The following is a 12,810-nucleotide window of genomic DNA, read 5'->3' on the forward strand; positions in this document are numbered from 1 at the left end:
CCGTCCGGGCGGTCAGCCGGCCGTACGGGCTTCCAGTGCGGCCAGCTGACGGTCGTGCACCCTGCTGAGCAGCAGCAGCGACAGCACGGCGCCGATCAGGGCGCAGAACATGTCCCACTGGGTGTCCCACACATCGCCCTGGGCGGCGAGGAAGGCGTCCGCGCTGTGCCCGCCGGTCACGGCGGCCGCCCACTCCAGCAGTTCGAAGCAGGCGCTGAAGGCGAGGCAGGCGCACACGGTGAGCGGGGCCAGCCAGCGGCTGCCGCGCAGCGGCGAGGTGCGGCTGAGCAGTTCGCGGACGAGGACGGCCGGGACGAAGCCCTGCATCAGGTGCCCGAACCGGTCGTACGGGTTGCGGGACAGACCGAAGGCGTCCCGCACCCAGTCGCCCGCGGGCACCTGCGCGTAGGTGTAGTGGCCGCCGACCGCGAGGACCAGCGCGTGCACGGCCAGCAGCCCGCACAGCAGCCCGGTCAGCGGGAAGCGCCGCCAGACCAGCACCACCAGGGGCAGCCCGACCAGCGCCCAGACCGTCTCCAGGAACCAGGTCGTGCGGTCGTGCACGTCCCACGCCGACACGGCGAGGCCCACGGCCACCACGCCCGCGAACAGGGCGGGCGGCACGCGGCGCGGTGCGGGCAGCGGGGCGGGGTGCACTGCGGTCATGGCGGGGCTCCTTGCAGGAGGAGAGGAAGGAGCCCCCATCGTGGCGGCGGCCGACGGGCCCGGGCATGAGTACCGCTACTCAGCCCGGGCTGGGGATGTCCGCCGCGCCCTACGACTGGCTTCCGACGGCCCCGCGCAGCGCGGTCAGGCAGGTGCCGATGGCCTGCTGAAGCTCCTCCAGGCGCTGGACCATGTCGTCCTCGTAGAAGTCCTGGGCGTCGTCGAAGGTCAGCTCCTCGAACGCCCGGGTCGCCTTCTGCAGGCTGCTGTAGAACTTCGTCCGCCGCTCCTGGACCCGCAGCTCGGGGTCGGCCTCGACCGTCTCGGCGACGAGGGACTTCAGGGTGTCGTAGGCCTCGGTGGCCCACTCGCCGGTGTCCTCGCCGTCGTCCAGCTCGTCGATCAGCGACAGATGGCGCTCGGCCTCCTCGCGCAGCCCGACGGGCGCGTCCACGGTCTGTCCGGCCGGCGTCCTGATCTGTCCGGACTCGGCGATCTGCCGGACGTAGCCGATCCGGTCGGCCGAGCGGCTCTCGCTCGCCACGGCCTTCTTCAGGTCGTCGGTGCGTACGACGTCCCGGGCCAGCTCGGCCTGCAGGTCCGGGTCCTCCTTGAGCCGGTCCAGCAGGGCGGAGCGGGCGGCCCGGGCGGTGGAGGGGTCGGCGAGGATCGCGGCGCGCAGCGCGGTGGGGTTCTCGGCGACCTCCAGGGCCTTGGTGGGACGGATGCCCTCGGCCTCGGCGGCCTGGGCGATGGCGGTGCCGCGCTCGGATGTGGCGCTGTTGCGGGAGACGTAGTAGCTCAGCCACACGTCGGCGTCCGGCAGCTCGACGTCCTGGCCCGGCCGGAGCGCCTCGAAGTGCGGGACGAGCCCGTCGTCGGCCGCGCGGTCCCAGGCCTTGTAGTAGCGCATGACCCGCTCGGGCGAGCAGCCGGCCAGCTCAGCGAACTCCTTCGCCGACACCTTCGGTGTCTCACCGGCGGCCTGTCCGCCCGGCCGCACGCTGCGCGCCACCATCAGCGCGAAGGCCCAGCCGCCGGTGCGCGCGTAGACGCCGAACTCGCGTGCGTCCCGCGCCACGAGGTCGGACAGGGGCGCCGCGGCCGGCACGGACGTCTCGGACGGGTCGATCGCAAGGGTCACGGATGACTCTCCTGGAGGCATGTCTGGGCGGGACCGCACTCGGTGCGCGAGTGCGACTGGACAGCCTATATCCACCCATTGGCAACGCTTTGACGGCCCCGCCTGTCCGCCGCCGGGTGCCGGTCAGCCCTTGGTCTCGCGGAAGGTCTGCAGGAAGGTCCTGAGAGCGAGCTGGTTACCGGCATCGTCCCAGGCCTTGTCCGCAGTGGTGAAACGCAGGGAGAAGCTGCGCCCGCCGCCGAGCAGGAATCCGCGCCCGAAGGTGTGCACCCGTGCGTCGCCGGATCCGGACAGCCATTCCAGGTCGGCTGCCTGATGACCCTGGTAGGCCGTGGCCCGGATGCCGCCGACCCGGTGGTAGCCGGGGAGCCGCTCCAGCACCGGTTCGACTTCGTCCCGCCACACGGCGACCGGGTCCGGGCCGGCCTGCTCGCTGTAGGTGACGGCGAGGGTCGGGGAGTCGGCGTCGGTGCCGAAGGTGATGCGGTAGGCGTGGTCGGCCCCGCGTGAGGTGGTCAGCCGCTTCCAGAAGTCCGGCAGGGCCACGGAGAAGCCCTCCGGGGCGGTGTAGCGGTGGAAGCCGGCAGGCAGGGCCGGGGACGGGGAACTGCTGGGACTCGGTCTGATGCTCGTGCTCGCACTGGGGCTGGCGCTCGGGCCGGGGGAGTTGTTCTCGGTGCGGTCGGCCGGTGGGGCGGCCGTGGCGGTGGGCCGTGGCGGCTCGGCCGCGGTGGAGGTGCCGGGCAGTTGGTGGGTCGCTGCCAGGACGGCCGCCGTGACGGTGACGACGGCCAGCGCGGTCCCGGCCACCATCATCCCTCTGCCGCGTACCGGGCCCACGTGCCGGACGGCCGCGTAGGCGCTGCGCAGCCGGGGCGCGGGCGCGGGGTCGCGGTCCGCGTCGGCGTCCTCGTCGAGGGCCCGGATCAGCGCCTCGCGGACCACCGGCCGGGTCAGCCGCTCCCGGGAGTTCTTGCGCAGCAGCCCCTGGACGGACTGGGTGAGCGGGCCGGTGCGCAGCGGGGTGCGCAGGGGCAGCCGGTCCACGGCCTTCAGCGTGGCGTCGGGGCGGCCCCGGTCGCGGAAGGGCGGGCGTCCCTCGACCGTCGTGTACAGGATCGCGCCCAGCGCCCACAGGTCGGCTGCCGGTCCGATGCGTTCGTCACGGGCCTGTTCCGGCGAGGCGTACGACGGTGCCGTGAGCCTCGGGGCCAGCGTCGCGCCCGCCAGCCCGAACCCGGCGACCACGACCGGGCCCGCGTCCCGGACGAAGACCTGGCCGGGGCTCAGCTCGCCGTGGGTGATGCCCTCGTCGTGCGCGGCCTGGAGCACGTCGAGAATTTCGAGGCCGATGCGCGCCGCCCGAACCGGGTTGAACGGGCCTTCGCGGTCGAGGAGTTCGTTGAGGGGGATGCCGTCGATCCAGTCCGTGACCGTCCACAGGGTGCCCGTCTCCACGACGGCGTCGACGACCGTGGCGACCTGGCCGGGGCACAGGAGCCGCATGGTCGCGGAGGTCCGGACGACCCGGGCCGTGGCGCGGCGCAGGGTGTCCGCGTCGCAGGTCTCCGGGAGGCCGGTCTGTGCCACCAGGCGGGGCTGGTTCGCCGCCACGTCCTCCGCGTACCACCACAGCCGGTTCGTCTCCCGGGCGAAGACCTCGAGGAGCCGGTACCGGCCGGCGACCAACTCGTGTGCGGAGACGTGCGCCTTGACCATGGTCATCCCTCGCTGAAACCCCTGACTCGTCCTTTCTCAGAGATACGCGGGGTGTGCGGGGGAGTGTTCAAAGAATCCGAAACTCCGGCCCCGTTCCTGCCTTTTATTCAACTCGTCGAAAGCGCTTGCGAGTTTGGGATAACGGCACATGGCCGGGCATCGACCTGCGGGTAACCGACGGTAAATGCCCGGGTGCGCCGCCGCGCTCGCAGTGTCCGGAATCAACGTAATTTCAGAGGTCGCGGGCCACCAGGAAGTCCAGCAGCCGGAGCATCTCCTCGGCGGCGGGCGGCGGGACTTGCGTGAGCAGGGAGCGCGCGGTGGTGGTGTGTCTGCGCGCCTCGGTCAGTGCCGCCGTGCGCCCGCCCGCCCGCTCGATCAGCGCGGCCGCCTCCTCGGTCCGGCCGGGGTGGTCCAGCAGGGCGGGCAGGTGGCGGGCGGCGGGGGAGTCGAGCGCGGCCAGGACCGGGAAGGTCTTCTTGCGCTCGCGCAGATCGCCGCCGGCCGGCTTGCCGGTGACGGCCGGGTCGCCCCAGAGGCCCAGCACGTCGTCCACCAGCTGGAAGGCGACGCCCAGATGCCGCCCGGCGCGGTCCAGCGCGGTGACGACCGGCTCGGGCGCCCCGCCCAGTGTGGCCCCGAGCGCCGCGGCGCAGCCGAGCAGCGCGCCCGTCTTGTGCTCTGCCATCGCCCGGTACTCCTCGGGCGTGACCCGCTCCGGCCCGCCGAAGGGCCGTTCGGCGAACAGCAGGTCGTCGGCCTGCCCGCGCACCAGATCGGCGAGGGCCGTGGACAGGAGCCGTACGGCACCGGGACCGCTCGGCTCGGCGGCCAGGGTCTCCACGGCGAGCGCGAACAGGGCGTCGCCGGCGAGGACCGCGGGACCCGTGCCGTACGCCTTCCACACCGCGGGGCGCCGGCGCCGGGTGGCGTCGCCGTCCATGATGTCGTCGTGGAGCAGGGAGAAGGCGTGCACCAGTTCCACCGCGACCGCCGCCGGGACCCCGGCGCGCCCGTCGGCGCCGGCCGCCCGGGCGCCGAGCACCGCCAGCGCCTGTCGTACGCCCTTGCCGCCCGGCGCGGCGGCGGGAGCGCCGCCGACCTCGCACCAGCCGAAGGAGTACGCGGCCATCTCGGCCACCCAGGGGTGCAGCCGTCCCACCGCCTCCGTCAGCGCGGGGCGCACCAACTCCCGGCAGTGGCGGAGGATTTCCGGAGCCGAGGCCGGTGCCTGCACCGTCGAGGGGAGCGCGGTCATCGTACGGCCTCCGCGTCCGAGCCGAACTCTGTCAGCGCGGGGCGCGTCAACTTCCGGCAGTGGTCGAGGATTTCCGGAGCCGTGGCCGGCGTGTGCAGGGCTGAGGGGAGCGTGGTCATCGTACGGCCTCCGCGTCCAGGCCGAACTCCGCCTGTGCCCGGGCCACCATCTCCCGTGCGTGCCTGAGTCCGCTGCGTTCCAGCACCCGGGCCAGGTCGGCGAGTTCGGCCGCCGTCTCGGCGCGGTCGTGGCCCAGGTGGGCCTGCGACTTGGCCAGGCCCAGCCGGGCCAGCGCCTCGCCGCGCGGCTCGCTCATCGCCCGGAACTCCTCCAGGGCCAGTTCGTACAGGTCCCGCGCCTCGGCGTACCGCCCCGCGCGGTAGAAGACGTTGCCGCGCATCTTGTGGTTGTAGGCGAGCGCGCTGGACAGGTTCATCGCCCGGCAGGTGACCTCGGCCCGCGCCAGCAGCTCCAGCGCCCGCTCGGTGTCCTTGTCGCGGACCGAGAGGACGTCGGCGAGTCCGCGCAGCGCCCAGGCGTGACCGCGCCGGTCCTCGGCCCGCTCGGCTATCTCCGCCGCCTCCTCGAAGAGCGTGTACGCCTTGTCGTACTCCCCGGTGTTGCGGTGCATCTGCGCGATGCCCTCCAGCGCCCACACCGTGTGCCGGGCCTCCCCGCGCCTGCGGGCCTCGGCCAGCAACTGCTCGTGCAGCCGGCCGACCGCCTCGTAGTCGCCCTGGATGCGGCCGGTCTCCGCGAGGCCCGCCAGCGAGTAGCCGCGGACAACGATGTCGCCGCCCTGCTCGCCGAGTTCGGCCGCGAGCCCGAGCAGCCGCCAAGCCAGCGGGAACGCGCCGCGCTGCCGGGCGAGGGTGCCGCCGCTCCACAGCGCCCACGCCATCGCGGCCGTGTCCCCGGCCTCCCGGGCGGACCGGTAACTCGCCTTCCAGGCCCGGTCGGCGTCCCGCACCTGGCCGAGCCGCCGGTGCGCCTCGGCGACGGCGAGCCCGCAGCGGGCGGCCTCGTCGGGGCGGCCCGACCGCTCGGCCTCGCGCAGCCGCTCGGTGCCCTCGCTCAGTACGTCGACCAGCGAGGAGTTCACGGACAGGGTGGTCAGGGTGCCCTGGTACTCCGGGGCGAAAGCCTTGCCGTACATGCATGCCTTTCTATACACGGTGTGTATACATGATGTGTATAGCGTGCCGAAAACATGCCCTGACCCTGGGGGTCAGGGCATGGTCTGTTGTCGGTCAAGACGCCGGTACGGCAAAGGGGGTTGCCCGTGAGGCGTAGATCACGTCACGGGGCGTCAGTGCTGCTGAACCTTCTGCGGGGTCTCCTCGCTCGGTCGTACGACGACGTATCCCTCGCCCTGGAGCATCAGCTGGACGGCCTCCCCGGAGCCGCCGCGCAGCATCGAGCCGAACGACTGGGAGCGGTGCAGGGACGTCTGCAGATGAGCGGTCCAGCCGACCACCGCGTCCGTGTCGACGTACACCGGGTACTGGGCCGAGACCGGTATGACCAGCGGGTTGCCCTCGCACACCAGGCCGAGCCGGCCCTGTCCGCTGAACACGCTGTTGAACAGGCCGCCGCCGGCGATGCCCGAGCCCTTCACGGTCTTGATCTCGTACGACAACGACGGGTCGAAACACAGGACGTTGCGGCCGTTGACGGTGAACTGGTCGCCCTGCTCCACCTCGACGATGAAACAGTTCTGGGCCTCGTGCGCGAACCACACCTCGCCCTGCCCGCGCACCGCCATCAGCGGCAGCCCCTCACCGGTGACCGCGCGCTTGAGCATGCCGCCCACGCCCTGGCCCTTGCGCTCGAACTGGAGACCGCCGCGGTGGGCGATCATCGCGCCCTGGCGGGCGAACATCTCACCGTCGACCGCGTACTTGATGCACTTGGCGTTCTCGACGGTCATGCCCGGCTCTACGGCCGGACGCACCATGTGCTGACTGGAAAACAGATCACCCTTCATGCGGGGCATGGTGTCCCGGAAGGTGCCGCTCCGCCAAGATCACGGCACGTGCCCGGTCAGCCACCGAACAGCTGGGCCCAGTAGGTGCCCGCCCGGCCGCCGCCGGTGAAGCCGACACCGATGTGCGTGAAGTCCGGTTTGAGGATGTTCGCGCGGTGGCCCGGGCTGTTCATCCAGCCGTCCACCACCTCGGCGGGGGAGCGCTGACCGCAGGCGATGTTCTCGCCGATGGTGCGCCGGCGGGAGCCCGCCCTGGCGGCCCGGTCCCAGGGCCGGCTGCCGTCGGGGCAGGTGTGCGCGTAGAAGTCGCGGGCCACCATGTCCGCGCAGTGCGCCTGCGCGGCCCGCGCGAGCGGCGGATCCGCCGCCAGCGGAGCCAGCCCGGCCCTCGCCCGCTCGGCGTTGGTGAGCGCGACGACCTCGGCGACCGTCCGGGACAACTCGCCCGGCGTCAGGGGCCTGGCCCACAGCGCGGTCCAGTACCGGTCGCCCGCGTCGGAGTGGGCCAGGCCGAGATGGGTGAAGCCCGGGTCGAGCAGGGTGTGCCGGGCCTGGCCGGTGTCCAGGCAGTAGGCGACGAACTCGGCCGGGGTGCGGGGCCCGGACACGAGGTGCTCGCCGACGGTGACGTACGCGTATCCGGTGGCCGTGATCCGCTGGTGAACCGAGACGCCGTCCAGGCCCTCGGCGGTGAGCCGACCGGCGGCGGCCATCGCGTCGGCGTGCGCCCGGGCGGCGGAGCCGAGGCATGCGTCGAGCGCCACCGGAGGGGAGCCGGCCCGGGCCCGGGCGGAGTTGACCAGCCCGAGGAAGCCGTCGGCATCCGGACCGGAACCCGCCTGCGGGCCGTCGTCCACGACGTCCACCCCGAAGTCCCGGGCGAGCCCTGCCAGCCCGTCGGCATACCCCTGCCCGATCGCCCGCAGTTTCCACCCGGGACCCCGCTGATACAGCTCGGCGAGCAGCAGCACGGTCTCCGGCCCGAGCCGCGGCGGGACAAAGCGGGTCAAAGTGTGTCCGGAACCGTCGGTGACGTCCAGCCGGGGCGCAGGCAACCGCCCGAGAGGCATGCCCGGCTCGGCCGCGCTGACGGCGACGGTGACCCGGGTGGCCCCGGCCCGCAGCCGTGCCGGATCGACGTGGAGCGTGTCACCACGCAGTCGCACCCCAGGCGCACCCGGCTGGTTGTAGAACACGAAGTCCCCGTCCCCACCGACCTTCCCGCCCCCGTCCGTGACGAGGGCGGACACATCGAAGGGCCCGGCAACCCGCAACACCAGCGCGCCGCCCGGCAGAGCCAGATTCCCTCCGGGAACCAACTCGCTCGTCACATCACAAGGAACGCACGGCGGGCCCGGGCAGGTTCCGGCGACGACGAATCCCTACTCCTTCAGATCCCTCTCCATCACGGCCGAGCTGTCCAGCGTCTTCGCCGGTTTGCCGCAGAACGCCGACTCCAGCACCCCCGCCATCGTGTTCAACACCTTCGAGTTGTTGGACGTGTTGGCCACGGCGGCAACACTCCGCTTCCCGTCCTTGGAGGCGAACGCGTACGTGTAGTACCCCTGCACCGCCCCCGTGTGCCCGTACACCGACACCCCGCACGTCAGATCCCGCCGCCGCAGCCCGAGACCGTACGCCGTGGTGCTGTTGACCTGGGTGAACCGCTCCATCTCAGCGAGCCGCGCGGCGGACATCAGCTTCCCTCGCAGCAGCGCCGAGTAGAACGTGTTCAGGTCGCGCGCGCTGGAGATCATCGCGCCCGCGCTCTGCGCCCACGACACCGTCTGCGCGGTCGCGTCGACGAGCTGGGCGCCGGCCGCGTCCGGGGTGAGGTACCCGCGCGTGTACCGGCCCGGGATCTTCGTGTCGGGGTGGACGTAGAAGGTGTCGGTCAGCTTCAGCGGCTTGAGGATGCGGTTCTGGTACTCGGTCTTCACGGAGTGCCCGGTGAGCTTCTCGATGAGCATGCCCGCCACGACGAAGTTCGTGTTGGAGTACGAGTACGCGGCGCCGGGCGCGTTGGTGCGGGGTTCCTTGAGGGAGAGCGTGACCAGCTGCTGGTAGGTGTAGACCTTGTTCCGTACCGCCTCGAAGCCGGACACGCTCTTGGCGAACATGTCGTTGCTGTAGTCGTACAGACCGCTGCGGTGGCTCAGGATGTGCCGGACCGTGATGCGGTCGTCCGGCAGCAGCTTGGGCAGGTAGCGGTTGACGGGGGCGTCCAGATCCAGCTTGTGCGCATCGGCCAGCTGCAGCAGGACCACGGCCGAGAAGGACTTGGTGACGCTGCCGATGCGGAAGCGGTCGTCGGTGCTGATGACCCGCTGTGTGCCGCGGTCGGCGACGCCCCGACTCAGCCGGTAGGTGCTGCCGTTGTCGTCGATCCGGGCCAGCACACCGGGGGCGCCCTGTGTCACCGCCGAGCGCAGCACCGCGTCCAGGCCCGTGGTGTCGGGCGCCGGAAGCGCCGCCGGCGTGGGTGCGTCCGCCTGCGAGGTCGCGGCCCGCGCCGGGACCGCGACGAGCGACAGCACGACCGCTCCGAGTACCGCACCGCTGCTCACCCTTGCTGAGACCATTCGGCCCTCACTCCATCCATGCGGATTCTGATGCGACATCGGTCACATTCCGGCCTGGGAACCTAGGGGATTCGGGCAACGTCTCCCCAGCCGACACACAGTTGGCCGTATCGTGATCACCCCCGCGGCAGGCATTCGTAAAGGATTGTCATAGAAAACCGCGAAATGGATCATTCCGGCTTTACGTGCGCATGACTCATCCGTAAGGGTTACTCCTCGGAGCCCGACCAGCTCCCATGGCGCCCAACAGTGCCATGTCTCAAGGCAGTTGGTGATTCCGGCTGTCTCGAACGAAGGAACCCTGATCAGATTGCGTAGACCGCACATACGCAGCGTGGCGGTCGCCGTCGCGGTGACGACGGCTGCTACGGGCCTGGCCGGTACGGCCTTCGCGGGTCCCTCCACGGGGGTGGAGCGGTCCTCCGCGTCCGCCGCTTCGACGGCCACGCTGGTGGTGGAGGCGGCGCGCACCGCGGCCTTCGCCCACAACACGGCGACCGGCGTCTCGCAGGGCGACGAACTCCACGTCCAGGACGTGATGATCGACCCCGAGGGTGCGCGCCACGTCCGCTTCGTCCGCACTCACAACGGAATGCCCGTTCTCGGTGGCGACCTCATCGTCCACCTGAACCGGCAGCTGGCCTACACGGGTGTCACCCGCGCGGCCGGCAAGTCCGTCAAGCCCGCCACCATCAAGGCCAAGCTGACCGCGGGTCAGGCCGCGGCGAAGGCCGCCCAGGTCGCCAAGGGCGACGCGGGTGACGCCGAGCTGGTCCTGGACGCCCGTGGCGGGGCCTCCGCCCTCGCCTACCAGGTGACCGTCACCGACAAGGGTGCCTCCAGCACCGTCGTCATCGACGCCGTCACCGGCAAGGTGCGCAGCAACACGCCCGACGCGGACCAGTTCCTGTCGCCGAAGCTGGTGGACACGCTGCGCAAGCGCGGCGAGACCATCGACCCGGCCACCGGCATCGGCTCCGACGCCTCCGCCGGTCTGCTCGGCTCGGGCGCCTCCGGCGCGACGAGCTACCCCTCGACCGCGCACGGCACCGGCAAGACCCTCTTCGTGGGCAACGTCGGTCTGACCACCACGGCGACCTCGCGCGGCCACTACTTGCTCAAGGACCCGACCCGGTACGGCACCGAGACCCGGGACGCCAAGAACAAGTACACGGAGAGCTTCGGCGCGGGCACGAAGTTCACCAGCACCACCAACGTGTGGGGCAACAACAAGACCAGCAGCCGTGCCAGCGCGGCCGCGGACGCCCAGTACGGCGTGACCAAGACCCTGGACTTCTACAAGAAGACCTTCAACCGCAAGGGCATCGCCAACAACAGCAAGGCCGCCCGCGCGATGGTCCACTGGGGCAACAAGGTCGCCAACGCGTTCTGGGACCCGACCTGCAACTGCATGCTGTACGGCGACGGCGACGGCACGATGTTCAAGAAGCCGCTCGTCGTCCTCGACGTCACCGGTCACGAGCTGACCCACGGTGTCGTGGAGGCCACGGCCAAGCTCGAGCCGACCTACGTCGACAACGACGGCAACCAGTACGGTGAGCCCGGCTCGCTGAACGAGTCCCTCGCGGACATCTTCGGTTCCAACGTGGAGTTCTACGCCAACAACACGAAGGACACGCCGGACTACCTGGTCGGCGAGAAGCTGGGCCTGGACCAGAAGTTCCTGCGCCGCCTCGACCACCCGTCGCTCGACAAGCTCGAGGGCACGATCGACTACTGGTCGCCGGACACGTACTACACCGAGGTGCACGCCGGTTCCGGTGTCTCCTCGCACGCCTACTACCTCCTCGCGGAGGGCAGCGGCAAGAAGACGATCAATGGCGTGAACTACAACTCGCCGACGTACAACGGCTCCACGGTCAAGGGCATCGGCCGCACCAAGGCCACGGCCATCTTCTACCGTGCGCTGACCCGCTACATGGTCTCCACCACCGACTTCCACCAGGCGCGCGTCGCGACGCTGAAGGCGGCCAAGGACCTGTACGGCTCGACCAGCACCGAGTACAAGACGGTGAACAAGGCGTGGGCCGCGGTGAACGTCACCGCCGCCAACACGCCGGCCGCCCACTGACGGACGGCAGCAGCACACCAGCACCACCGGATGCCCCGCCTCGCGCGGGGCATCCGCATGTCCACAGCCGTGGGCCGGTGCCGGGTCAACTGCCCCCGCAACAACCGCTGTTTCTTTTATTGACAGCGGAAAATAATGGCCATAGGTTCCCGGCCATGCGCCCGACCCCCGCCGCCGAGTCGTTCCCGGCCCACACGCCGGCCGCCTCGCAGGTCTTCACGACGGTCCTGTCCCACGGCCCGCTGACCCGCCTGGAGGCGGGCCGCCGCGCGGGGCTGTCCCCGGCCGCCGTCACCAAGGCCGTCCGTCCCCTGCTGGAGGCCGGCTATCTGGTGGAGGGCGCCGACGAGGAGGCCCGCCCCACCCTCGGCCGGCCCGCCGGCCAGGTCCGGGTCAACGGCGAACGGGCCCTGTTCATCGGCGTCAAGATGACTGGCGACGAGCTGATCGCCGTACTGACCGACCTGTGCTGCCGCATCCGCCTCGCCCGGCGCGTCCCCCTGCCTGACCGGGCGACCCGCAAGGTGCTGGCCTCGATCGCGGACCTCGTCCAGGAACTCCTCGGCCACGCCGCCGAGTCGGGCGCCCCCGTCCGCGGGCTCGGCATCGCCGTCTCCGGCGACGTCGACCGCGCCGAGGGAGTGGTGCGCTACTCGCCCTTCCTGGACTGGCGGGACGTACCCCTCGCCGAACTCGCCGGAATGACCAGCGGGTTGCCGGTCACCGTCGACAACGACGTGCGCGCGCTGACCGTCGCCGAGCAGTGGTTCGGCGCCGGAGCGGGCCTCAGCGACTTCGCCGTGGTCACCGTCGGCGCGGGCATCGGCTGCGGACTCGTGGTCCACGGACAGGTGGTCGCGGGCGCGCACGGCGTGGCGGGGGAGATCGGGCACATCGTCATCGACCCGGCGGGAACGCCCTGCCACTGCGGCAACCGCGGCTGTGTCGAGGCGATCGCCGGGGACGCCGCCATCGTCGCCCGAATCCGCGAGGTGACCGGCCGTCAAGTGACGGACAGCGCCGAGGCGGTGGCCCTCGCCCACCAAGGCGTTCCCGGGGCCCGCGAGGTCTACGCACGGGCCGGAGAGGCCATCGGCCGGGGCATCGCCACCGTGGCCAACCTGCTCGGACCCGAGCGCGTGATCATCTCCGGCGAGGGCCTGGCCGCCTACGACCTCTTCGCCGAGCAGATCCGCGAGGCGTTCACCGCGGCCGCCTTCGGCTCGGCCGCCCAGTGCGACGTTCAGACCCGCCCGCTCCCCTTCGAGGAGTGGGCGCGCGGCGCCGCGGCCGCCGCGATCCAGTCCTTCATCACCTCGACCCCCAGCAGCGGAAAGGGCTGAGCGCCCCGACCCGAACCCA

General features: G+C 71.6%; 11 protein-coding genes. 2 read left to right on the forward strand and 9 right to left on the reverse strand.

Annotation, left to right across the window (positions count from 1 at the left end; genetic code table 11):
- Positions 1-12: 12 nt before the first annotated feature.
- From ACFY3C_RS37075 to ACFY3C_RS37115, 9 genes are all read right to left on the reverse strand, one after another.
- Positions 13-666 (reverse strand): DUF2238 domain-containing protein, encoded by a 654-nt coding sequence (locus ACFY3C_RS37075; RefSeq protein WP_390773960.1) that lies wholly within the window; start codon positions 664-666, stop codon positions 13-15.
- Between the two features lie 109 nt (positions 667-775).
- Positions 776-1,810 carry a hypothetical protein gene (locus tag ACFY3C_RS37080; RefSeq protein ID WP_390773961.1) on the reverse strand — a complete coding sequence of 345 codons (1,035 nt, stop codon included), beginning with the start codon at positions 1,808-1,810 and terminating at the stop codon, positions 776-778.
- A gap of 123 nt (positions 1,811-1,933) precedes the next feature.
- Positions 1,934-3,535 carry a serine/threonine protein kinase gene (locus ACFY3C_RS37085; RefSeq protein ID WP_390773962.1) on the reverse strand — a complete coding sequence of 534 codons (1,602 nt, stop codon included), beginning with the start codon at positions 3,533-3,535 and terminating at the stop codon, positions 1,934-1,936.
- A gap of 226 nt (positions 3,536-3,761) precedes the next feature.
- Entirely contained in the window at positions 3,762-4,787 is a 1,026-nt protein-coding gene (locus ACFY3C_RS37090; RefSeq protein WP_390773963.1) for a polyprenyl synthetase family protein, read from the reverse strand.
- A complete protein-coding gene (locus ACFY3C_RS37095; RefSeq protein WP_390773964.1) occupies positions 4,784-4,906 on the reverse strand; it encodes a hypothetical protein in 123 nt (40 codons plus the stop codon). Before ACFY3C_RS37095 ends, ACFY3C_RS37090 begins: the two co-directional genes overlap by 4 nt.
- Complete coding sequence (locus ACFY3C_RS37100; protein ID WP_390773965.1) at positions 4,903-5,943, reverse strand: tetratricopeptide repeat protein; 1,041 nt, start codon at positions 5,941-5,943, stop codon at positions 4,903-4,905. Before ACFY3C_RS37100 ends, ACFY3C_RS37095 begins: the two co-directional genes overlap by 4 nt.
- Positions 5,944-6,096: 153 nt before the next feature.
- Positions 6,097-6,774 (reverse strand): AIM24 family protein, encoded by a 678-nt coding sequence (locus tag ACFY3C_RS37105; RefSeq protein ID WP_386578624.1) that lies wholly within the window; start codon positions 6,772-6,774, stop codon positions 6,097-6,099.
- Positions 6,775-6,830: 56 nt separating this feature from the next.
- Positions 6,831-8,105 carry a CAP domain-containing protein gene (locus ACFY3C_RS37110; protein ID WP_390773966.1) on the reverse strand — a complete coding sequence of 425 codons (1,275 nt, stop codon included), beginning with the start codon at positions 8,103-8,105 and terminating at the stop codon, positions 6,831-6,833.
- A 51-nt stretch (positions 8,106-8,156) separates the two neighbouring features.
- On the reverse strand, positions 8,157-9,356 hold the full coding sequence (locus ACFY3C_RS37115; RefSeq protein ID WP_390773967.1) for a serine hydrolase domain-containing protein: 1,200 nt from the start codon (positions 9,354-9,356) through the stop codon (positions 8,157-8,159).
- A 334-nt stretch (positions 9,357-9,690) separates the two neighbouring features.
- Here ACFY3C_RS37115 and ACFY3C_RS37120 point away from each other — a divergent pair, with 334 nt between their 5' ends.
- Positions 9,691-11,448, forward strand: a complete 1,758-nt coding sequence (locus ACFY3C_RS37120; protein ID WP_390773968.1) for a M4 family metallopeptidase — start codon at positions 9,691-9,693, stop codon at positions 11,446-11,448.
- Between the two features lie 155 nt (positions 11,449-11,603).
- Complete coding sequence (locus ACFY3C_RS37125; protein WP_390773969.1) at positions 11,604-12,791, forward strand: ROK family protein; 1,188 nt, start codon at positions 11,604-11,606, stop codon at positions 12,789-12,791.
- The last annotated feature ends 19 nt before the right edge of the window (positions 12,792-12,810 follow it).

It is taken from the genome of Streptomyces sp. NPDC001410 (assembly GCF_042895235.1).
Lineage (GTDB): Bacteria > Actinomycetota > Actinomycetes > Streptomycetales > Streptomycetaceae > Streptomyces.